Source organism: Pedobacter sp. GW821-FHT01D05 (assembly GCF_059422505.1).
This window is the reverse complement of record NZ_JBWKXA010000001.1, coordinates 593,856-616,979: the sequence shown is the minus strand read 5'-3', so window position 1 is coordinate 616,979 and position 23,124 is coordinate 593,856. Positions and strand designations below refer to the sequence as shown.

The 23,124-nt window shown below is 42.2% G+C and carries 19 protein-coding genes, 1 tRNA gene and 1 pseudogene; 7 read left to right on the top strand and 14 right to left on the bottom strand.

The annotated features are described in order from the left end of the window. The first annotated feature begins 302 nt into the window (after positions 1-302). From AC07VK_RS02485 to AC07VK_RS02465, 5 genes are all read left to right on the top strand, one after another. Positions 303-2,639: a sensor histidine kinase gene (locus tag AC07VK_RS02485; RefSeq protein WP_492958101.1), complete on the top strand. Its 2,337-nt coding sequence runs from the start codon at positions 303-305 to the stop codon at positions 2,637-2,639. A gap of 27 nt (positions 2,640-2,666) precedes the next feature. Further along, positions 2,667-3,026 carry a response regulator transcription factor gene (locus tag AC07VK_RS02480; RefSeq protein ID WP_492952950.1) on the top strand — a complete coding sequence of 120 codons (360 nt, stop codon included), beginning with the start codon at positions 2,667-2,669 and terminating at the stop codon, positions 3,024-3,026. Positions 3,027-3,273: 247 nt separating this feature from the next. Further along, the gene (locus AC07VK_RS02475; protein ID WP_492952949.1) at positions 3,274-3,714 is read left to right on the top strand and encodes an Hsp20/alpha crystallin family protein; all 441 of its coding nucleotides are present in this window, start codon (positions 3,274-3,276) and stop codon (positions 3,712-3,714) included. A 73-nt stretch (positions 3,715-3,787) separates the two neighbouring features. Continuing rightward, positions 3,788-4,096 carry a hypothetical protein gene (locus AC07VK_RS02470; RefSeq protein WP_492958099.1) on the top strand — a complete coding sequence of 103 codons (309 nt, stop codon included), beginning with the start codon at positions 3,788-3,790 and terminating at the stop codon, positions 4,094-4,096. A 94-nt stretch (positions 4,097-4,190) separates the two neighbouring features. Beyond that, positions 4,191-4,637, top strand: a complete 447-nt coding sequence (locus AC07VK_RS02465) for a response regulator (protein ID WP_492952947.1) — start codon at positions 4,191-4,193, stop codon at positions 4,635-4,637. Positions 4,638-5,077: 440 nt separating this feature from the next. Here AC07VK_RS02465 and AC07VK_RS02460 read toward each other — a convergent pair whose 3' ends face one another. Next, positions 5,078-5,911 (bottom strand): hypothetical protein, encoded by an 834-nt coding sequence (locus AC07VK_RS02460; protein ID WP_492952946.1) that lies wholly within the window; start codon positions 5,909-5,911, stop codon positions 5,078-5,080. 1,139 nt (positions 5,912-7,050) lie between these two features. On the opposite strand from AC07VK_RS02460, the gene AC07VK_RS02455 reads away from it, so the two are divergent. Beyond that, on the top strand, positions 7,051-8,127 hold the full coding sequence (locus AC07VK_RS02455; RefSeq protein ID WP_492958097.1) for an RICIN domain-containing protein: 1,077 nt from the start codon (positions 7,051-7,053) through the stop codon (positions 8,125-8,127). A gap of 617 nt (positions 8,128-8,744) precedes the next feature. Here AC07VK_RS02455 and AC07VK_RS02450 read toward each other — a convergent pair. The 9 genes and pseudogenes from AC07VK_RS02450 to AC07VK_RS02410 form a co-directional block, all read right to left on the bottom strand. Next, a complete protein-coding gene (locus AC07VK_RS02450; protein WP_492958095.1) occupies positions 8,745-11,318 on the bottom strand; it encodes an alpha-L-arabinofuranosidase family protein in 2,574 nt (857 codons plus the stop codon). Further along, positions 11,305-12,648: a glycoside hydrolase family 27 protein gene (locus tag AC07VK_RS02445; protein ID WP_492958093.1), complete on the bottom strand. Its 1,344-nt coding sequence runs from the start codon at positions 12,646-12,648 to the stop codon at positions 11,305-11,307. Before AC07VK_RS02445 ends, AC07VK_RS02450 begins: the two co-directional genes overlap by 14 nt. Positions 12,649-12,904: 256 nt before the next feature. Next, positions 12,905-13,111, bottom strand: a pseudogene (locus AC07VK_RS02440) (helix-turn-helix domain-containing protein); the annotation flags it as partial. A 197-nt stretch (positions 13,112-13,308) separates the two neighbouring features. After that, positions 13,309-15,078 (bottom strand): ATP-binding protein, encoded by a 1,770-nt coding sequence (locus tag AC07VK_RS02435; protein ID WP_492958091.1) that lies wholly within the window; start codon positions 15,076-15,078, stop codon positions 13,309-13,311. A 3-nt stretch (positions 15,079-15,081) separates the two neighbouring features. Continuing rightward, entirely contained in the window at positions 15,082-15,396 is a 315-nt protein-coding gene (locus AC07VK_RS02430) for a circadian clock KaiB family protein (protein WP_492952941.1), read from the bottom strand. A gap of 2 nt (positions 15,397-15,398) precedes the next feature. Next, complete coding sequence (kaiB, locus tag AC07VK_RS02425; RefSeq protein ID WP_492952940.1) at positions 15,399-15,686, bottom strand: circadian clock protein KaiB; 288 nt, start codon at positions 15,684-15,686, stop codon at positions 15,399-15,401. Then, positions 15,686-17,434, bottom strand: coding sequence for a circadian clock protein KaiC (gene kaiC / locus AC07VK_RS02420; RefSeq protein WP_492958089.1), 1,749 nt, complete (start codon positions 17,432-17,434; stop codon positions 15,686-15,688). Before kaiC ends, kaiB begins: the two co-directional genes overlap by 1 nt. Positions 17,435-17,715: 281 nt before the next feature. Then, the gene (locus tag AC07VK_RS02415; protein WP_230151409.1) at positions 17,716-17,904 is read right to left on the bottom strand and encodes a hypothetical protein; all 189 of its coding nucleotides are present in this window, start codon (positions 17,902-17,904) and stop codon (positions 17,716-17,718) included. A 90-nt stretch (positions 17,905-17,994) separates the two neighbouring features. Further along, positions 17,995-18,071 (bottom strand) — tRNA-Pro (locus AC07VK_RS02410). A 165-nt stretch (positions 18,072-18,236) separates the two neighbouring features. Here AC07VK_RS02410 and AC07VK_RS02405 point away from each other — a divergent pair. Continuing rightward, on the top strand, positions 18,237-18,743 hold the full coding sequence (locus tag AC07VK_RS02405; protein WP_492952938.1) for an ankyrin repeat domain-containing protein: 507 nt from the start codon (positions 18,237-18,239) through the stop codon (positions 18,741-18,743). Here AC07VK_RS02405 and AC07VK_RS02400 read toward each other — a convergent pair. The 4 genes from AC07VK_RS02400 to AC07VK_RS02385 form a co-directional block, all read right to left on the bottom strand. Further along, positions 18,721-19,407: a hypothetical protein gene (locus AC07VK_RS02400; protein ID WP_492958087.1), complete on the bottom strand. Its 687-nt coding sequence runs from the start codon at positions 19,405-19,407 to the stop codon at positions 18,721-18,723. The two genes, AC07VK_RS02405 and AC07VK_RS02400, sit on opposite strands and share 23 nt — an antisense overlap. Then, a complete protein-coding gene (locus AC07VK_RS02395) occupies positions 19,379-21,571 on the bottom strand; it encodes a catalase (RefSeq protein WP_492958085.1) in 2,193 nt (730 codons plus the stop codon). The genes AC07VK_RS02400 and AC07VK_RS02395 overlap by 29 nt, the downstream gene beginning before the upstream one ends. 62 nt (positions 21,572-21,633) lie before the next feature. Continuing rightward, positions 21,634-21,867: a hypothetical protein gene (locus AC07VK_RS02390; RefSeq protein WP_492952935.1), complete on the bottom strand. Its 234-nt coding sequence runs from the start codon at positions 21,865-21,867 to the stop codon at positions 21,634-21,636. A 55-nt stretch (positions 21,868-21,922) separates the two neighbouring features. Then, positions 21,923-23,080: a zinc-dependent alcohol dehydrogenase gene (locus tag AC07VK_RS02385; RefSeq protein ID WP_492958083.1), complete on the bottom strand. Its 1,158-nt coding sequence runs from the start codon at positions 23,078-23,080 to the stop codon at positions 21,923-21,925. Positions 23,081-23,124: the final 44 nt, after the last annotated feature.

The window sequence follows — 23,124 nt, the reverse complement described above, 5'->3', positions numbered from 1 at the left end:
TTTAACAAGGAACTGTAAGAAATTACGGTTTCACTAACACATGTCCCAATATAATATATTAAAAAAACTAAAGAACCTATACTGAAATGCCCATTCCCATGCAGGTTTCCAAGGAACGATCGAGCTTCATGTTCCAGATACGGGTGTAAGCCCTTTCAAGAACAGGTTCAAAAAGGCTAAAATAGACAGCCCATGAAGGGATACATTTTTATATTCTTAAAACTATTATCGGTCAGGGTTGTTAATTTAGATCGGGTATTAATGTGAATGTACCTTCTTTATTTAAATAATTGCCGCCCAGTATGGACTTAACTTCCCAAAATCAACTGTTTACCTTTAAGTCGATTTTTGAAAGCTTGGAAGACGCAGTAATCTGCCACGACATTGATTTTAACATTACAGCTATAAACCCAGCGGCAGAGCAACTGTTTGGTTTTACCAGGGAGCAGATCGGAAAGCCAGTTTCCGGAACAATGGAAAATGCCGTTTTTGAAGAGTATGAGCGCTTAGTAAATACTGTGCGGAGCGGTGCTAAGATCAATGATATCCGTACCGTACGCCGATCGGTAACCGGGGAATACCTGCATGTTTCTATCACCATCTCAACAATTACTGATGCTGGGCAAAAATTGATCGGCTTTTCCCAAATGATCCGTGACCTTTCAGAGGAGTATGCCGCTGAAGAGCAGCAAGCTACACTGGCAGCCATTATTGAAGGATCCGAAGATGCAATCGTCTCTAAAACGCTGGAAGGTTTTATCACCAGCTGGAACAAGGGAGCACAAGGAATTTTTGGTTATTCTGCATCAGAGGTAATGGGGAAGCATATTACTATCCTCATCCCTCAGGACCGGATACATGAAGAAGATTACATTATCAATAAGGTAAGGGCAGGCCAAAGAATAGAACATTACAAGACAGTACGTTTGGCTAAAGACGGAACTGAAATACCAATATCGCTTACCGTATCGCCCATAAGGAATAGGCAGGGCCGCATTATTGGGGTAAGTAAGATTGCACGTAACATTACAGCCCAAAAACTCGCCGATGAGAAGCAGGCCGCATTGGCTGCTATAGTGGAGAGTTCTGATGACGCCATCGTAAGCAAAACACTCTCCGGCATAATCACCACATGGAATAAAGGAGCTGAAAATATTTTCGGCTATAGCGAAAACGAAGCCGTTGGCCAACACATCTCTATATTGATCCCACCAGACCGTCTTGATGAGGAAGAACGCATTATCAGCAGTATCAAAAGAGGTATAAAGATAGATCACTTCCAAACCATCAGGATAAGCAAGGAAAACAGGGAAATCCAGGTCTCCTTAACAGTTTCTCCAATAAAGAACAGTGATGGAATAATCATTGGCGCCTCAAAAGTAGCCAGGGATATCACTGCCCAGAGAGAAGCAGAAAACGCCTTAAAGAGCAACTCCCAAAAGCTCATGATCCTGAATTCGATAGGCAAGAGCATCAGTGAACAGTTGGATGTTGATGTGATTTTACAGAAAGTGACCGATGCGACAACAGAACTTACCGGGGCTGCATTTGGCGCTTTCTTTTACAATAAAATTAATGAGGAAGGTGAATCTTACATGCTCTATACGCTCTCAGGCGCCCCCCGTGAGGCGTTTGAAAAATTTGGTATGCCCCGTAATACAGCTGTATTCCACACCACATTCAGCGGTGAGGGCGTTGTACGTGTAGACAACATCAGAAAAGATGAACGTTATGGCAAAATGGCTCCCCATTTTGGAATGCCCGACGGGCACCTGCCTGTGGTCAGTTATCTGGCTGTGCCCGTTATTTCCTCATCAGGGACGGTAATCGGCGGGCTTTTCTTTGGTCACCCAGAACCCGGCATATTTGTGCAGGACCATGAAGACCTGGTGGTTGGGGTTGCTTCTCAGGCAGCCATAGCACTCGATAACTCAAAACTTTTTGAAGAGGTTAAAACCCTCAGCCTTAAAAAAGATGAATTTATAGCTTTGGCTTCCCATGAACTCAAAACACCACTTACCTCTATGAGCGGCTTTCTTCAGGTGCTTCAAAAAACAGCTTCAGATGGACTGAACAAAGTTTTTTTAGACAAGGCGATCAAACAGGTGGACAAACTCAATATCCTTATCAACGACTTGTTTGACATTTCCAAGGTTCAGGCTGGCAAATTACAGTTCAATTTTGAACAGTTGGATCTTGGTGCACTGATCGGTGATATCTGCGAAACATTTGAGCAGACCGTTCCCGGACACAATTATATTTATGTACGCGAGGGAGACCTTGTTTTGCTGGGGGATAAAATGAGGATGGAGCAGGTAATTACAAATCTGATTGGCAATGCAGTAAAGTACGCGCCCCACTCCCGGGATATTAATATAACAGCTGTAAACCAAGACCATGAAATAATTATTTCCGTAATAGATTATGGCGCTGGTATTCCTGCCGCCGAACAGGCCCATATATTCAGCCAGTTTTACAGGGTAAGAGAAAAAGACCGGAATATATCCGGACTTGGACTGGGCCTTTATATTACCAAGGAGATTATTGAACGCCATGGAGGGCGGATATGGGTGGAAAGCGAACCCGGTAAAGGTGCTACATTTAAATTTGCGGTTCCCCACCTGCAACACACACATTAAAATCTAATATAACAAAGACAAACACAAATGAGCAAAAAATTAGTTTATGTCCTGGAAGACGATGCGGATATCAGTGAAGTGGTCAGTTATATCCTGTCTGAAGAAGGTTATGAGGTAAATGGCTTCCCTACTGTTGCAGCGTTCAACCAAATGATCTTGCAGAAATTGCCTGATATAGTGATACTCGATATCATGTTACCCGACGGTAACGGACTCGATATCTGCAGACAATTGCGCATGGATGAGCGTACCTCAGTTGTTAATATCATTATGATGTCTGCCAACACAACCAAGACCGAAATTATGGGCTCGGGCTGTGGCGCAGAATTTATAGCCAAACCCTTTAATATCGACCATTTCGTTGCCCGGGTAAACCGGTATGCTTAAATCGGTTTAACTCCATACCTATAACCATCAGGCCAGCGAACTGAAAATTTTTCAGTCTAAAGCTGAAAAAAGTTCAGAATTTATGAAAAATTTTCAGCCAGGGTTTCTAAAAAAGTATTTGAATATGCTTAAAAGCATCATTGGCACAGCACTTGACGTTGACTTTTCAAAACCACTTAGAAGGTTTTAGCGAAAATTAATTAATTAATAGTCCATTTTTTTAAACCATTAAAAAGGAGAACATACTATGACATTGGTTAAATTCAATCCAGAAAAGAAAAACAGTACATTATTGCCAGGCTTTAATGACATTTTCGAATCCGTACTGGGCGACACATTTTTTTCAGACCGCAGAATCAACAGCCTTCCTGCTGTAAATATCTCAGAGTCTAGTGAAGAATATCATATCGAGCTTGCGGCTCCCGGTCTGAAAAAAGAAGATTTTAAAGTTTCGATAGAGCGAGATATGCTTACTATTTCTACCGCACAGTCTGGTGAAAACAACACATCGGAAAAAACCTACAACAGACGTGAATTCAGCTACTCGGCTTTCACCAGGGCATTCACACTTCCTGAAAGCGCCGACGTGGAGCGTATCCAGGCAAGTTATAGCGACGGGATCCTTAAACTCACACTTCCAAAAAAAGAAGAAGCAAAGGCAGTTTCAAGACAGATCGAGATTCGCTAATAAATTTGAAAATGCCGCGCCAAGCGGCATTTTTTTTAATTCCGAAGTATACAGATTATAGAACCTAAACGAAATGGAATCTACATTAGCAATAATGGTGGTGCTTCATTTAAAGGGCACTAAAATTACCTATGGAAAATTTACGCTTGGAACAGACCGGGACACTGCATTTGAAACCTTTAACATGCTCAAAGGAGAAAAGGAATCTTTAGGTGCCTGTATGATCCAGATGGAACTTATCCAGGAAATAGCAGGTCTTCCGGTGCCTTTAGGAACAATATTTTGCAACCTGGAGCAACTAAAGGAAAATGCAGGGATTATTTCGAAAGAAATCTTCCGGATCGCGCAACTCGATGACCTGGAAATCAAGCCGTTGCAATAGGTAAAAAAAGAGGAACTTATTTGCGGGTATGCGCACATATCCGGACGGTGATTGAAGGATTTTCGAAAATATAAGATGTAACAACGAGCAGATTATGGAAACAAAAAAAATATTTATTGTAGAGGACGACCTGATGTTACTGGAAACATTGCAAGAAATTCTTAAGTTGTACGGTTATCAATGCCAAGGCTGTCACGATCCGGAGAAAGCGGTTAAACAGATTGAGCATTACCGCCCAGATCTGTTGATTTTGGACTACATGCTGCCCGAATGGAACGGAGGAGCGCTTTGCAGCGCCATCCGCGCCATCGATGGATTTGAGTACGTCCCCATCATCATTATTTCTGCCTATACTAAAATACTGTTTTCACTCTCTGATTATGGTTGCGATGCGATATTGGAAAAACCATTTTCGATCCAGGAAATCACTGGTCTCATCAGCACCCTACTTTCAGAAAAACGCAGCGACAGCGGTCTTCTTCCAAAGATCAAAACCGTAATAAAAAATATGCTGCAAGAGGTAAAGGCCAAAAGCATTTAGTGGCTTTATTGATTTGCAGAAGCAGGATAAATTAACAAATTGTTAAAAAGCAATGCAGCAAAACAGTGCCGTTTAAATGTGTTCTGTTGAAAAAGATCAAACAACTTACTGCCAAATACTTTAAAGGCAAAGATAAAAACATCAGGCCGGTAGCTGCCCTGCTAATAGGAGGCATATATTACATTACCTAAATTGCTCATACGAATAACGGTCTGATCTGTTGAGTTGATATCAGGAAAGCACAGGCCGAAATAAAGAAGACCGTTAAACAAATCATTGAATGGGCATACCGTTGAATCTTCTATTGTCCGATACAGTAATTCAGTAATTGGAGACTATCAAAGTTTTATATCTCTTCAAGCAAAAAATGTAGTATAAAGCAGTATAAATTTATTCCAAAAATAATTGCAGGTTCGATGCTGGGATTTACATACTATTTATCAATCTTCTTTAGTTACCTTAACATCAGTAAAGTGGCCTAACGTTCCAGGACCTATCCATAACCCGATACTTCCCCGAATATCTTTACCCTGCTTTAAGTCATTTACAATTAAAGTAGGCTGAGCAGCACCGTTAACATACAGCCTGGCAGTTTCATCCTTCACTACAATTTTTATTTTGATCCATTCTGCAGGCAATATATCCACATACGCTTCATACTGTCCTGGTGTTTCCTTTCTTAATTTTTCCCAGGGATATCCCGGAATAGAAATATACTGGGTGGAATGGTTTCTGCGCAATTGATCATTTGCCCGGCCATTGGTAGGGCGTAAATAAAAAACCTCCATTTTTGATGCGTCTAAAGCCGACCTGAACGCAATACCTACAAAGCCACGGGCAGATTCTCCGGCATTTGCAAGTGGTTGTCCACAAATTGTAGCTTCAATTACGCCGTTATGAAATTCGATATCCTTCAAAATTGCAAGCGTATTGTCTCCATTAGCTTCACCTTTTATCTGCATGGCTAAGGCATTTTTACCTTTATAGATAGATTTTTCGACAGTTACCTGAAACGGAATTACATCAGATGGAATTATTGATTTGTGCTGCGCTTTAGATTTCGAACTAAATACTAAGCTTAACACCAAAATAAATAAAAGCTTTCTAGTCATATGGAAAATAATTTTCAGTATTCTAATCAATCTAAAATAAGAAAAATAATGTTTTTCAAATCCATAAAGGCCGATATATCCGCTGCGATGGCCGGTTAATGATATGACTGTAGCTGAAGGAACCTGGCTGGCACAGTTATATTTTTTTGAATAGGTTGCCATAATTTTTGTTTTTTAGTGAGAAAATGTTTGTTCAAAAAAGGATTGCTGTTTATACCGCTATGTTTAAATCCATGCTCCAAACCTAGCAGCTTTATGGCATTGCCACCCCATTTTGAGCTAAAATAAGCTAAATTGGACCAATTTACACGGATAATGAACTAAAATGGACCATTAAGGTTGGCCCGCGCTGCCACAGCCAGACCACTTGTGGCAGCCAGCTTAAGGGCAACATGACCATAAGCGGTGTGCCGGATCGGCCAAAACAGGCATTTGCTTTACCTTTTTGGTAACCAAAAGGTAAAGAATAGGTAAGCCTGGGGTAACCCTGGGGTTAACTTGGTAGCAAGAAAGGGTAAACAACAGGTAAAGAAGGGGTAATCAGAAACAGTCCTTTTCGCTGACTTTCCAGCTAGGCAGTCAGCAAATCTTTCAGATAAAAACGATCGCTACCAGATGGTTTTACGGGCTTAAAAAAGAAAGCTATTAAAAAAAAATTAAATATTACGTAACGTCCTCTACCGGATTAAAAATTACCTGAACTACAGTCTGTAAGAGCGCACATTCAAAAAGAAACAGACCGTAAAAGTCTCTGATGAATATTTCTCCACTTTGCTTCACTTCATAAAAAAACTAATATACTTTCTTGAAATTAAAGGTTTTGACGGTGAACTGCCTAAGCAGATTTCGGCACGATCTAAATCAAAAATAAACGTAAAAAAGACGCTTATAAAAAGCTGCTTTTTCTTATTTAGCTTAACACCTTGTAATAAAACAGGAAAACGAAGAATTTACCCCCTAATTTAGATTAGATTACCCCTCACTACAAGCACATTTTTTATGGTTAATTTGTTTCAACCAAGTATAAAAATCTGGTGAACTGCCAGAAGTATCTTTTACAATTCTTTTAATCGTTACCGCTGTTTAGGCAGCAGCAGTAAGGAACGGGCATTTGATTACAGGATAAACCAAAAGCGTTATAAACCAGCCATTTTAAAAAGCTGAACCTTTTAAAACAAGGTGATTACTATAGTTTATTGATCATAAAAAGAGGGACTCACCTCAAACGAGTAGCATATGTCCTCTTTAAATAACCAAACGAACATGTTCATATGCCTGTTCATTCATTCTTACCTAATTTTATGAAAACAAAATCATTTACTTTACCCTCAGCCAGCATATTGATGCTCGGATTTGTTTTATTTTTTGGCAGTTGCAAAAAAAACGATCTTCCTGATCCAGACAGCACGGATAAACTTTCGTTGAAAGCAAAACTAGGTGCAATACCGCCAAATGAAACCCCATTATCTGTAACCAACGGCACCTTTTATATCGTGAACCGAAAAAGCGGAAAAGTACTCGATGTTGGTGGTTTTCAGACTGCTGACGGCTCGAATGTTTCTCAATATGGCGGTACAGGCGGCACAAATCAAAAATGGAACTTAACCCTGCTTTCCGGTGGTTACTATTCGATTATTGGGGTGCATAGTTCTAAAGGGCTTCAGGTAGACCAGGCGGGAACAGCTGATGGGGATAACGTGAATATATCTACCTATTCGGGCGCTACAAACCAGCAATGGCTATTTACTTCATTAGGCAACGGATATTACCGTATCATTAACCGAAACAGTGGTAAGGACCTCGAGGTTACCAGCCAGTCAATCGCTGATGGTGCCAATGTTGCCCAATGGACTTACAACGGCGGAGAAAACCAGCAATGGTCTTTATTGACGGTCAATGCAAGCGGTCAACTGAATTGGGTGCTTAATAGTACAGATGTACCGGCTGATGTAGTTGCGCGGATTACCAGTGCGATGAATGATGCCTGTGCAAGATATAACGCGGGTGCCAATTGGCCCGCCCGCACACTTACTGTACAATATAACACTGGTGTGGCCACAGCCGATGGCAGTACAAACGGGAATATACGTTTTGGTGCAAATGCCAGTTACCAGAATGTGCGTACGGCAATGCACGAAATTGCCCACACCTATGGCGTTGGCATAAGCACCGGATGGACATCAAATACCAGTACTGGCGATTTCCTTGGCACAAACACAGTTGCACTTGTCAAAATTTTTGATGGCACTAGTGGTGCAATACACACAGGAGGTGGGCATTTTTGGCCTTACGGTTTAAATTATGACAATGAATGGAGTGAAACAAATGCCTTTAGACATGTAAAATTAGTTTTTGCAATGCGATCAGACGGGATGTAGAGCAGCAGATCTGTAGCTAATATTGAATTGAAGAGGGTGTATCATAAATGAAATTTCACCTCAGATTGCTGTCATGTTGAGCCTGTTGAAACACCTTAAAGCGTATTTAAACAGGTCCTTCGACAGGCTCAGGATGACAAATCTATATTTATGATACAACCTCTTTTTAAAAAGATATTGACCATAAAGAACGTTGATATTTTTTCATTTCCCTATGAGTTGGTTAATAACACTCGCTCACTTCAATTCGGGTATTTGTTCTGTTTTTAATTTAAAGGCCTTTATCTTATTGGCCTTCCCTTTTCTGCCCTATATTCAGAGGGCGATACCTTATATTTTGCTTTACACGACTTAGCAAAATAATTACAGGCACATTGACAGACTCCAATAGAGTGGTCGTCTTTCCCGTGCGGGCGGGAACCACGCAGAGCTCAGCGAAGCTAATCTTAAAGTGCATGCTAGTAGCGATAGTTGTAAGATTGCTTCCCCGAAATGTAGGGACAGGCTTTCGGCTGAAAAAAGCCTTCCCAGCAATAACGATTCCTAAGAAAGGTCGCCATCTCCACTACAGAAGATGACGATACTTCGAGATCATTTAACGTGGTTTTATTTGATTTCTACAGCTCAAATACGGTAAAAGAATAAGGTTTTAGTTCGAAAGATTTAAGATTCGAAAAATCCATAGCTGTTTTTACAGGTTGGATTTTGTAATCACCAGGAAGACCGGATATTTCTTTTTTAATTACTTGTTTGTTCACAGCACTTAACTTGGAAAGATCAATATTAGTCTTAACTGCGACTGGAAGCATATTTACAATTTTGATGAATAATTTTCCTGATTTTTGGTCACGCGTAATGGAGTACGCCACACGCTTAATTGCATCTTCTCTCTTCACTGAAAAATCAACCCGTGCAGGAATGAATTCATCTCCTACGTTTTGACCGTAAAGCTGTTGCACATAATATCCGATGGTGGGCTTAACTTCTGTATTATTAAAATAGATCAGATCAGGATTCCACTGCGTATGTTTTTCCTTTGCCAACAGTGGTGCATAAGAGGCCATAGATACCACATCCCCATTGCGCTCCAGGGAGGTGAGATACAAGGCTTCAGCTAAAGCAGTTTCCAGGTTTGTCCTGCCCCCCCCTGGAAGGCTTGCCGCATACTCGCCCAGATAAACTTTCGATTTACTTCGGTCGTATTTGTCATAAAAATCCTGATTGTTTATAAACCAGCCTGGTGGACGATAATAATGTTCATCTATCATGTCAACCTTCATTTCGTTGGCCAGGGCCCAGCCTTCCTCATAATCTGTTCCTTCAAAAAATGGTCCTGAAGTTCCAATAATGGTTATTTCAGGGTGTGCTTTTTTAAGTACTTTATAGATCATGGAAAAATGCTCACGAAAAACGTCTGTTATCTGGTCTTCATTGCCAATACCGATATACTTTAAATTAAATGGTTTCGGATGTCCTGCCGCAGCACGTTCTTTCCCCCACTTTGTATTGGTGGCTCCGTTGCAATATTCAACCAAATCGATGATATCCTGAATATATGCAGGCATATCTGCCATCGGGATTCCGCCCTGCTGCCCGCCCCCATTGGCTCCTGAGTTTTGACAAGGCACTCCAGCGGCAATAACAGGTACTGGCGTTGCGCCGATATCTTCGCAAAACTGAAGGTACTCAAAGTAGCCCAGCCCCACGCTCTGGTGATAGCCCCACAAATTGCGGTCAGGAACCCGGGCCTGTAAGGGCCCGATGGTATTTTTCCATCTGTAAATATTATGGATCCCATCTCCATGGGCCACACATCCACCTGGAAAACGTACAAATCGCGGTTTTATCGCTGCAATTGTATCTGCAAGGTCTTCTCTAAGGCCATTTCGTCGATTTTTGAAGGTGTTTTCGGGAAATAGTGAAATCATGTCGAGATCAATACGGCCATTTTGCAATGGCCACAATTGCAAGCTCACATCAGAGGCTGAAACCGATGATTTGAGCGTTGTTTTTATTTCCTTCCAGGACTTTGAACTGCAACTGATCAATCCTTTCGAAAGCAAACCATATTTTTCACTAACAAGCCTTACTTCAAACGATTTCTTTCCTTCTACAACCCGGATAAAACTGGAGAACAGGTAATTTTCCCCTTTCTTGACCGCAATTCCGTCATAACCAGCATTCGATAATGAACTCCCTTCGACTGTTAAATTTAGTGCCGCATAATGTGGGTTATTCGGGTGTAGTGGCTGCGCTGTTCGAATTGCAAAATCCCCTTCTTTGCCTTTGAATGTCCAGGAATGATTGCTGTTCCATTTTGCATCATGGTTTTCTTTATCTGATGGCTGATATTCGAAATCACGATTTTGAATCAGTTCACCATAAAGCCCGCCATCCGCTGCATAGTTGATATCTTCGAAAAATATCCCTGTTAACAGCTTACTTATGGCTTTAGCTTTTTCAGGCGCTGCCGAAATATACAGCTCGGGCTTTGTTAAGTTTGCAAAACGTACCGGATCTTCTTTGGTTGTCTCCGCGTCTTGCCGTGCTTTGAAATTCCTCAGCTCCGCAGCTTTATTCAACGCTTCAACCACTGCCCATTTAACTCGGTGCAACTGTCCGCTTACCGTATTGTTTTGAATCGTAGTGGTGATGGTATTGCTTTTATAGGCAGAGAGGGGTACCTCCTTTGCTGGACTATAGGTTTTGAAGTCTTTTGTTTCTGTCTGAAAATAGGCGCCCTCGTTATCCGTGTATACAATCTGATAAATGTCGAGATTTTTATGGTAACTAATTACAGGACGAAGGATATTCTTACCTTTTTCAAAAAAGGGGTAACCTTGCGGTCCCCAATCAATCAGATTTCCTGTTTGAGCATGAGCAAATTGCTTTACCCGATCATTTAAGCTCCATACACATTGCCAAACTCCCCCGCGCCCCTGAATCACATATGGAGTAAACATTTTTTTATCTGATCCCCAGCGGCCAAAGTCCGAGCGAAGATAAACCTGTCCTGTTCCAACAGGTGTCCAGTTATTTCGGTCATCGCTCCATGCAAACCGTAATCCATCATTCCCGTATGAAAAAAGGTAAACAGAATCAGCCGCAGCATGTTGCTTTGGTTCTGATGCAAATGAGTTTCTGCTAAATAGCAAAAGCACCAGCACCATAGATAGCTTACTTAATTTCATACAAAACGCAGCTATGTGGTTTAAGATTTACGGTTATCTGTTTTCCATCATTCTGAACAATTTTTCCTGTCCAGCTATCAGTAACTTTGGCTGCTTTAGCTATCCCTAAATCCGAAAGTTTTACCGAAATTTCCTTTAGATCTGGTTCATCAGAAAGATTGAACAGGGCGAGATAATGCTGGCCGGTTTTAGCATTCGTTGATGTTACCGCAACTTTCTTGCGATCGTTAAAGAGAAATTTTACATCGGTACTTTCTCTATGCATCTTAAGTACAGCTTTATTGGTAAGTAGCGAAGTGGTAAAGGGATCTAAACTCGGCATATCACCACCAAACATCAAGGGCGAGCGGAATATGGTGAAGAAGGTCATCAGCACTTGCTGCTCATCCTTGGTCAATCTGCTTGCACGGTCGCCACCTCTTTCTCCGCGAATGGAAATTCTACCCAATGGAATCATATCGCAATCAGGCCAGGTTCCGGGCTTAATATAAGGCGCCCATGGTTGAGCAACATTAATCAGGTGCGTAATATGCGGCCAGGTATCCCATACATCATCCACCATTCTCCACATATTTGCATGTTGCTGAACGTGTTCTGCTTTTTCTATCGGCGTTTCGCCTGGTGAAGTGCTCAGCACAATCGGGCGACCGGTTTTATCGATTGCTTTTCTGATGAGTTCTATTTCTCCCTGATGATAAGGACGGGAGAGATCATCTACTTTAATAAAGTCGACACCCCAGCTGGCGTAAAGTTCCATTATTGAATCATAATATTCCTGTGCACCGGGTTTTGTAGCATCTATCGTGTAATTGTCAGTAAGCCATTTACATTGCAAAGCAGTACTATAGATCTGATCGGCAGTATATTTTGTACCCTTAATGGGCATCTTTTCTTTAACGGCAAGCGTAGGGATGCCGCGCATAATATGAATACCAAATTTTAATCCCTTGGCATGTATATATTTTGCCAGGTTTTTAAAGCCCTGTCCATCTGCTGCCGACGGGAACCGGTTCAGGGCAGGCAGATAACGGCCAAATTTGTCAATTACATATTTTGGATCCGTTTGGTTATATCCCCCTGCTTTATCATTTTCCACAAACCAGCGGATATCTACAACGATATATTCCCACCCAAAAGATTTCAAATTGGAAGCCATATAGTCTGTATTGGCTTTTACTTCAGCTTCTGTAACAGAAGAGCCGTAACAGTCCCAGCTATTCCAGCCCATTGGAGGAGTTTTCGCCCAATTCTTAAAATTCTGTTGTGCGTAAGTTTGCTCAATTGTGAACATTGAACAAAGTAAAATCAATACTAATGTTATTCTTTTCATGCTTTGATATTTGGTCTTTAACAAATATAAATAATAAACGTTAAATCAACGATTATTATTTAGTCATTTAGTGTTTATCAAAATAATATTGCTCAATTCGCAACACCAATGTCGTTAAGTTAAGGGCTTTTAACCTGAGCTCGATACTTAAAAGTCGTCTCCCTGACCTATAGCGCAGCGGAAAGCTACGCAGTAAATTTATTTTATTAGCAGTTTTTATATTATTAAAGGCCTAATAGCTACTTGTAAAACAAGTTCAGCATGATGATGAGATTAGGAATAAACCTTGTCTTATTTTAGCTCGAATCCCTTTTATTGCGCTGTATTCTAAAGGAAGTACCTGGTATTTTTCCCTGAATGCCTTTGCAAAATAGTTAGGGGTGCTAAAACAGACCATATAACAGATTTCAGAAATGGTTTTGCTGCTTTTCTCCAATAAAACCGCCGCTTTCTCGAGCTTAACAGAATGACGATACTTCTAATCGACTCAACTCTTTAAAATTCTCCTGTCATTTATATTGATTTTTATACCCTATATTATTCCTCAGGATGACAAATCTATATTTATAATACAACCTCTTTTTTCACATAACCTCGAGTCAATAGTTTTTAAAAAGAACGATACAATGTGCGAGAATGGAAGGTAAATCTGCTTTCGCACTAAAGGCGCTTAGCAGGATTAATTAATGGTAAACTGAAATAAAAAACCGAGCCCTTTGTTAACTTACTTTCCGCCCATATCTTTCCGCCGTGTCTCTGGATAATCTCGGCAGATAGATAAAGTCCTATTCCAAAACCGGCAACAGTACTCATCCGATTGTTTTCTACCCTGTAAAACCGCTCGAATAGTTTTGGGATATCGTTTTCATCTATCCCCATCCCTTTATCCATTATGCGGAATACCGCCATACCGTCCTCAAGATAACTGTCGATAGTTATTTCACTATCGGCCGGCGAATATTTCACCGCATTGCTGATCAGATTATTGACCACATGCCCAAGTTTGTCCCTGTCTGCGTTCACAAAAAAACCTGGCTGGAATGCAAATTTGATGTTATGGTTGTTTACCGTTGCAATATATTCCTCTACCACTTCCTTAAGCAAGGCAGACATTTCTACGGGCTGGAAATCCATCAGCATTTTTCCCGATTCCAAACGAGAGAGGTTCAGAAAACCATTGATCATGCCGGTCATTTTATTGATCTGACGCTCAGCGCCCTGGAGGGCCTTATCTGCAAAGCCGTTCGGCGTACCCTTGGCTTTCAGCTGCATCACCTGAATATAACCTTTCATGGAAGTAAGCGGTGTCTTGAGTTCGTGACTGACCATCGCAATAAAATCGTTCTTCCGCTGTTCGTCCCTTTTCTGATCTGTCACATCCATCAGAACAGCATAAAAGCTATCAAAATCGCCATAACTGCCCTTTTTTAACTTACCTACTATCCTCATCCAACGGTGCTCACCAGAAATAAGATGTCCGATCGGATAGGTATAATCCAGGGGCTTTCCGAGATTAATGCAGTCGTGAAGAACCCCTTGAAGCGCTGATAGGTATTCAGGACTAACACAGCTCAGCACCATTGTCCAGCTTACCTCCCCCTCCAAGGGCAAACCGCAAAGTTTCCTGAACCGCTCTGATACTTCAACCCGTCCTGTTTTGATATCCAGGTTACAACTGCCAAGCTCTGCGGCATCGAAGGCCGACTGTAAGTTATCTTCGCTCTCCCTCAGCGCATCGAGTGCATCTTTAAGCTGAGCGTTTACTTCTTTCTGAAGATCGTTGACTGCTGCGAGTTTTTCATTGATGGTCTCGAGCTCCTGTGTTCTTAACCTGACTGTATTTTCAAGATTTTCATTGAGTACATCTGCATTTTTTCTTGCGGCTTCAAGTTCCCTGTTCCTGGTTTCCAAAAGCAACTGGTTTTTCTTCAGCTCGCTCAGATCGGTAATAATGACACTTAGTGAAGTGCCTTCATCAAGGTTAAGGGCCTTTAGAGAGAGCTGAACCGCCGAGTAAGTTCCCGAACTGTTGATGATATCTACTTCTGCCCTAGTATCTACTTCCCAGGCTCCATCAATTGTCTCTTTAACAAAGGCCTGATCTTCTGTTGAAAAAAATGTCAAAAAGTTTAGACCGATAACTTTTTCTAAAGGTAAGCCTAAAAGCCTTGCAAATTGTGAGTTGCAATACAGTACCCTATATGATTCATCGAGGGTAAGTGCGCTTTCAGTCATCTGTTCGATAAAGATTCTGTAGGTATGATCAGCACTCTTAAGTGTAAAAAGCTGATGACCATCCTGACCATTAACAATCAGGGCATCAACTTCTCCAGAGCGGATTGCATGGATAATATCGTTGGCCTCCTCGAGCTGGATACGAAGTTCTTCATAGGCCCGCTCGAGCCTGATATGTTCACTTGACTTCTGCATAACTTAATAACTGATACCCAAACCTTTCAATACTTTTTCCTTGTCAGAACAGTCTCCGATCAGCTTTTTGATAGGAACCGGCGATTTTTTGATCAACATCGGGATGGCCGTCACATCTTCCTGCTGCACTAACAAGGGCTGCTGATGTGCATCAATGATATCCAGCTCGTACCTGCCGGCAATAAATTCCTCGCATATTGCGCGGATGTTGACAACTGCCCTTGCGGAAACTGGTGATGCACCTGCAATAAAAAGCCTAAGCGAAAAAAAATCTGCGCTTTGGGTACTATCTGGATGATCCGGGTTTCCTGTCTGCATAACTAATTTTTAATCTTTGCACGTATATCCAGTCCCACCAGAACCTTTTCCTCATTTGAAAGGTCACCTATAATTTTGCGGACCGGTTCAGGCACTTTTTTTACCAGTGTTGGAATGGCAAATATCTGATCACCTTCAGCCAGCTGTGGTTTTTCCAAAAGATCGATCACTTCAATACTATATTTTCCTTTCAGATGCTCCTCGCAGAGCTTTTTCAGGTTTTCCAGTGCAACTACCGATTTATTGGTTTTACCGGCCACATATAGCCGGAGTTCATATGCTTTACCCACTATTTATTTGTTTTTGTGTACATTTTTTTCTTCCCGCCATCATCCCCTCTGCGCAGATTGGCAATTTTGCTTATCGTTTCGCCCATAATCTGTTTTTTTAAAGCCTCTTCAACATAAACTTTATTCAGCTCCTCTTCCGCTGATTCATATTCGGATCGTAGGCTTTCGATTTTTGATTCTAAGATTTTCCGTTTGCGCTCAAGTTCACGGTCCTTGCGGCTGACAGCCTGGGCGTGGATAACCTCGCCGGTCTGCTCCATAAGCATTCTTGCTTCCCTCGCCGAGCCGGTAAGTACGCCTTCTTCAGTAAGATATACATCCACCAGATCCAATCCCTTATCTGTAATCACAAATTCGCGTATCTGGTTTGAATGTTTCATTCCTCTAGACTTCATGATATACAATCCGCGGTTCCGCTCACCGTTACTCTCAATATCACGGATTAAAAGCCAGGCATCAACAAGCGAAGAAACCCCTTCGTCGGTTTGTTCATTGACGATATTATTAAGGGTGAGAGCTGTAAACATTACCGTAATCTGTTCAGCCTGCAGAAAATCGATCAGGCGCACAAGCATTGTTTTCACATCGCTAACCGATCCTATCGTGATCAGGTTGGTGATCGGATCAAGTACAACAACGGATGGCTTAGACTTTTTAATTGCCTTATGGATCGCTACCAGATGCATCTCCAGTCCGTACAGAGTAGGGCGTGAGGCGTAAAATTCAAGCGTTCCTTCCTTAAGGTGTTTTTGAAGATCTATGCCTATAGAACGCATATTTCTGATAATCTGTTTTGGGGATTCTTCGAAAGCAAAAAAAAGGCATTTCTCTCCCCTCAGGCTGGCCGCATTGGCAAATGTTGCTGCGATACTGGTCTTACCCGTGCCGGCCGTGCCTGAAACCAGGATACTGCTCCCTTTATAAAAGCCAGAATTTCCCAGCATTTTGTCCAGCGCGGCAATACCTGAGGGCAAGCTTTTTGTGGAAACCTCATGATTCAGCTCCAGGGAGGTAACGGGAAGCACCGAGATACCCTCATCATCGATCAGAAAGGGATATTCATTGGTTCCATGAACCGATCCCCGGTATTTTACAACCCTGAGCCTCCTGGTAGAGATCTGGTTGATAATCCTGTGGTCGAGTAAAATAACACAGTCTGACACGTACTCTTCTAGGCCCTGACGGGTAAGGCCATTGCCTCCACGCTCACCTGTTATGACCGCCGTAACGCCTTTCGATTTTAAAAACTGAAAAAGTCTCCTGATCTCTGCCCGCAGTACTGCTGTATTATTTAGGCCTGCAAAAAGGTTTTCGATGGTATCAAGTGCCACCCTTTTAGCGCCTATACTGTCAATTGCGTATCCCAGCCGGATAAAAAGCCCCTCCAGGTCATACTCGCCGGTCTCCTCAATCTCTGAGCGGTCAATATGCACATAATCCAACCTTATCTTCTTATCCTTTTCTAACTGTTCCAGATCAAATCCAAGTGATGCTACGTTCGCTTTAAGTTCCTCGGCCTTTTCTTCAAAAGCCATAAATACTCCTGGTTCACCATATTCCATGGCCCCTTTTACAATGAACTCTATGGAAAAAAGTGTTTTCCCAGACCCAGCCTCACCACAAACGAGTGTAGGTCGTCCCGAGGGCAGCCCGCCTAATGTAATCTCATCAAGTCCAGAAATACCAGTGAGTGTTTTAGGAATTGTACCAGTTGAGTGCGTTCCCAGTTGATTTTTTGATTTAGCCATTTATTTTTTAACGCTTAAATCTATTAGATAATAGTAATATTGATTAGTTCTTTTCAAAAACAAACAGGGAATATTAAAAAATGTTTGTAATAAGCGAATATATCGACGCAGGGAAATATTTTGCTTAAATGGATAATAGCTATACATCCGTTACAGGCCAATAATCAAAGCAGTGGAAATATTATACCAGTCTGTTCATCCGACATTACAGGTTATTCCGCAGCTACCCGGCAGGACATATTAAAAGCGGGCATCCATACCGGATGTCCGCTTTTAAGGTGCTAGGCATTTCCGCCCGCATTCCCGGCAAGATCTCCTCCAACATCATCTTCATCATCAATTTCACCGGTAAGCCCCCGTTGAACCTCGTTATCATCAGCTTCTTTTTCTTCGTTGGGACTTATTCGCGACTGTTCATTGCCGTTTTCATCTTCGTTGTCTTCCTCCTTTGGATCGATGTAATTTTTCATAGTATCTGTTTTATTGTAAAACAGATACTTTATAACTATAGTTTCAAAAAATTAGCAAATTGGCACCAGTGCGTTGGCCTGCCCAAAAGCTGGTCGGGATAGGAAGATTCGAACTTCCGACCTCCAGCACCCCATGCTGGCGCGATACCTGGCTACGCTATATCCCGTTTGGTGAATTCCCTTTAGGAAACACGAAAATTGATACAAAGATATATCACATTGCGCTTTTGACAGAAAAATTTTAAAAAAAAGCTGAGGCATTCTTCAATTTTCAACAAAAAATGAGCAGTGCTTTACCTTAAACTTTTTAACAACGCGAATGTTATATAAAAATGGAAAACATAGAACAACTCATTATACCTGCCGCAAGAAAAGGCGATACGGAGGTTTTAAAAGAACTATTGCGCAACGGAGTGAACATAAATTTTCAGGACGATAAAGGTTATACTGCTCTGATTATTGCCTGCTATAACAACCAGCCGGAAGCCGCAGCATACCTGATTGCTTCGGGAGCAGACTTGAATCTTGGAGATCAGGGAGGCAACACCGCTTTAATGGGTGCGGCATTTAAAGGCTATACCGATATTGCAAAATTATTGATTGAAAGCGGAGCAGACCTTAATCTTCAGCATGGAAACGGTGGCACTGCACTGATGTTTGCTGCAATGTTTGGCCGCAATGAGGTATTAAAATTACTTTTAGCGCATGGTGCAAAAACGGGGCTTCAGGATATCAGGGGGCAGCATGCATTAGATCTGGCCATTTTGCAGGGGAACGAAGCCGGAGCAGAACTGCTTGAATTATACAGCAAAAATGCTAATCTTGCAAAAGCGCCTTAACCAGGCCTTTCCACTGCGGATATGAAAAGCCCAGCTTGGCCGCCATACCCACCATAAAATTCCTTCCCTTATCATAAAGGGTGCCATTATCTGTATTTGGCACTTCATTTCTGCCATGTTCTTCCGCAGTTACATATTGTCCGGTTTGTGTAATGATAAAACTTGATGTGGCTTCACTTTTTAAAAAGTGGGCAGTTTCCTTTTTTTGTGACAAAGGATGTGCACAGGGTCTTACCCTCATGCACAAGGTTTGCTTCTTACCGTCGCTTTCTGTTGTGATTTCCTCGATTTGAACCCAGTCATAGCCCATTCCGGCCTGCGTTCCGGGACCGGGAATATCGATCCTGATATAGTCATTTAACTGAGCCTGCCTTTCTGCACGGATGCCTTGCGGATCGATTAATTGGAAAGCGGAGATGCCTGCATAACGGCCCCAATCGTTTACGGACAGTAATTTAGTGCAGGCCCGTTCAAAAACCTCCAACGCTTCTGCAAGGGTGCTGCAGTTTTTGCGTTCTATTACATCCATCTCGCTACCTGTATATTGAGCAGGCACGGTTTCTAAGTTATTTTTATTTTCCATAGCCAATAAATTTGGTGAAGGCTGTTCGCCTTCACCCGGTTTGTTTCTGAAATTATGCAGGTATTTTTCTTTTAACTTCACGCTCCCAAAAGCGGTGCAAGGCAATCATTTCTGCAAAAGTCTTGGTAAGGACATCAATATTCTCAGTAATCAAAATCCCTTCGCGTAATGCATTATCGCTGGTATATTCTGCTGGTAGCTTTTTAGCGAAATAAGTAGATTCCAAAACCTGGAGTGCCTGTTTGTCGGCAGCAATTGCCTTACAATGTTTAAACGCCTCATTTAAGAAATGAATGGCATTGGCCTCTCCACTAAGTGCATGAACTGAATTAGTGCCCCCAGGTACATATACTGCATCGTAAAGGACAGATGCTGCTGTTAGAAGACTTTCATCCACTGCAATATTTTTACCACCTGCCGAAATAATTTCGCCCAATCTTGGTGCTATAATGTGCACCACCGCTCCCTGTGCAACAAGGAAATCTTTAACTTTGCTCAGTGTTTGCTCATTTACTCCATCTGCGGCAAGAATTGCAATTTTTCTTGACTTGATGGTATCTTTGATCGTTGTGGCCATACTTAGCGCTGTGGACCTTGCAAGGCTTCCTTTAGGATTTACAGAAGCATAATCCTTCCTTTTGCCATCAGCTGGCAGGCTATTGTTAAGGTCTGCCAAAGGGATTTTTGGAATCTGCAGGCCAAGTGCCTGCGCAACGGCCCCAGCCAGGTCCTTATCTATCTGGATTAATACAGCCAGCATACGTTCCCGGACAGGAATTGCTTTTACTTTACCGAGTTCAAAGCTAAAGGCATCAATAATGTGGTTCTTTTCGGCATTGCTCTGTGAATTGAGGAATAAGCGGGCCTGCGAAAAATGATCAAAAAAACTCCTGCTCCTTGCACGGATCTTTCTGGCATCAATTGCCTCATTATGACTTACAAAGCCACCTTGGGCAGCAGGTACCTGCCTTGGGTCGTTTGCGGCGAGTCCGTTCGGACCATAGCTGGTTTTACCCCTGTTTATCGTTTGGCGCATATGGCCATCGCGTTGGTTATTATGCACGGGAATTACAGGCCTGTTAATCGGGATTTCATGAAAATTTGGTCCTCCCAATCGGATTAACTGGGTATCGGTATAAGAAAACAATCTGCCCTGCAATAGCGGGTCATTGGTAAAATCGATACCTGGTACAACATGGCCAACGTGGAAAGCGACTTGTTCAGTTTCCGCGAAAAAGTTATCGGGGTTTCTGTTCAGTGTCATCTTACCAATGCGCTGCACAGGAACAAGTTCTTCAGGGATCAGTTTAGTGGGATCCAAAAGATCAAATTCAAACTTAAACTCATCTGCTTCAGGCACGATCTGCACACCAAGTTCCCATTCGGGAAAGGCACCAGCCTCAATCGCATCCCAAAGATCCCTTCTATGAAAATCGGGGTCCTTGCCCGAAATATTCTGTGCCTCATCCCAGGCCACCGAATGTACGCCCAGAAGTGGCTTCCAGTGGAATTTCACAAAACTGGCTTCCCCATTGGCATTTACAAATCTAAAAGTATGTACGCCAAAGCCCTCCATCATGCGGTAGCTCCTTGGTATGGCGCGATCACTCATTAGCCACATAATCATATGCGACGACTCCGGCATTTGAGAAATAAAATCCCAAAAAGTATCGTGAGCCGAAGCGGCCTGTGGCATTTCATTATCAGGCTCTGGTTTTACTGCATGAACAAGGTCTGGAAATTTAACCGCATCCTGAATAAAAAATACCGGCATATTATTGCCTACAAGGTCAAAATTCCCCTCCTGGGTATAAAATTTTACGGCAAAACCCCTTACGTCACGTGCCAGATCTGTCGATCCCCTGGAGCCTGCAACGGTTGAAAACCTGACAAACACCGGAGTTTCTGCTCCCGGATCGCATAAAAATGCGGCCCTGGTTAACTTAGATAGGTCTTCGTATACCTTAAAAACACCATGTGCAGCAGAACCTCTGGCATGCACTACGCGTTCGGGTATGCGTTCATGATCGAAATGTGTAATTTTCTCCCGGAGGATAAAATCCTCTAAAAGTGTTGCTCCTCTTTCTCCTGCTTTGAGTGAATTCTGATCATCGTTAATACCGACCCCATGGTTGGTTGTTAAAAATTCGCCTGTCGAATCTGCTACAAAAGATTCCAGTTTGGCCGTCTTACCATTTTCTGGCTGAGCAGGTTTATTTTTTCTTTTTGATGTTTTCTTGTCCATATTTTTTTTAGCTTACGCCTCTTTTTGGGCTGTTAACAATTATTTTTTCTGCGATTTATTCATTATTGGTTGAGGGAAAAACTATCGGCCAATGTGCCGTTGGCACGGACAAAGTTTATCTTTGCCAATGTATTTTCATCAACAATCTCTGTAATATGGTTCCGCAGTTCCGATGCAAGGGGTTCTAAGGGCTGCTCGTCATCAATCAGAATATCAACTTCCGCTGGTCCCTTTATCGTTAGATCCATAATTCTGTTTCCTAAAAATGCTTTAAGCTGTTCAATGAGTTTTTCCATGTTGTTTAAGGATAGATGCGTAGCTGGATGAAAAATTTAAGTTTCTAAATAGCAATTAAGGTTTTAAAACAACCTTTACACAATCCTCCTCCTTTTCGTCGAAGATCTTATAGCCGTGTGCTGCCTGATCAAGGGGAAGGGTATGCGTAATAATGTCATCAAGCACTACCTTTCCATCATTTACCAAACCAACAAGTTTATCTATATAGTTAAGTACGGGTGCCTGGCCCTGTTTGATGGTAATACCCTTGTCGAAAATTCGAAAGAGCGGAAAGTTATCGTAAGGCGAACCATAAACACCCATAATAGATACGGTTCCCATTCTACGAACAGCTTCAAAGCACATTTCGAGCACTTTTATAGAGCCTTTTTCAAAATTGAAGGTTGCCTTAACCTTATCCATAAAGCTACGTTCGGGCTCAAATCCTACCGCATCTACACATACATCAGCTCCCCGTCCGCCTGTCATTTCCCTTATTGCTTCCACTACATCCACTTTATGTGGGTTCAGCGTATCAACTTTATTTACCGCCTTTGCCTTTTCGAGCCTATAATCTAAGGGATCAATTGCAATTACCCGGCTGGCACCATTTATCCAAGCTGCTTTTTGTGCCATTAACCCAACCGGTCCTGATCCAAAGATGGCCACTACTTCTCCTCCTTTTAACTGCGCCCAATCAATGGCCGACCAACCGGTTGGAAAAATATCGGTAAGGAACAGTGCCTGTTCATCGCTTAAATGATCGGGAACAATACGCGGACTAATATCGGCATATGGTACCCTCACATATTGCGCCTGGCCACCAGAGTAGCCACCATAAAGATCGGTATAACCAAAGAGTGCACCACCCTTCTGGCTCATCATATCACCATTTGGTCCATAGTTTTTAAAGTTCGAATTCTCGCAGGCAGGTGAAGCTTCATGAGTACAGAAAAAACACTTACCACATGCAATGGGAAAAGGAACTACTACCCTGTCGCCTCTTTTCAGGTTCGTAATGGAGGCGCCAACCTCCTCCACTATCCCCATAAATTCATGCCCCATAACCAAAGGTTCTTTTTGCGGAACTGCACCGCTTAAGATATGCAGATCGGAGCCACAGATTGCGGTTGAGGTTACTTTAAGGATTACATCCCTGGGATCAAGAATTTCCGGATCGGGTACATTGTCTACCCGGATATCGCCAGGTTTGTGGAATACTGCTGCTTTCATAATTTAAATTTTATGTAGATAATGAATAAAGCCTTCATAAACAG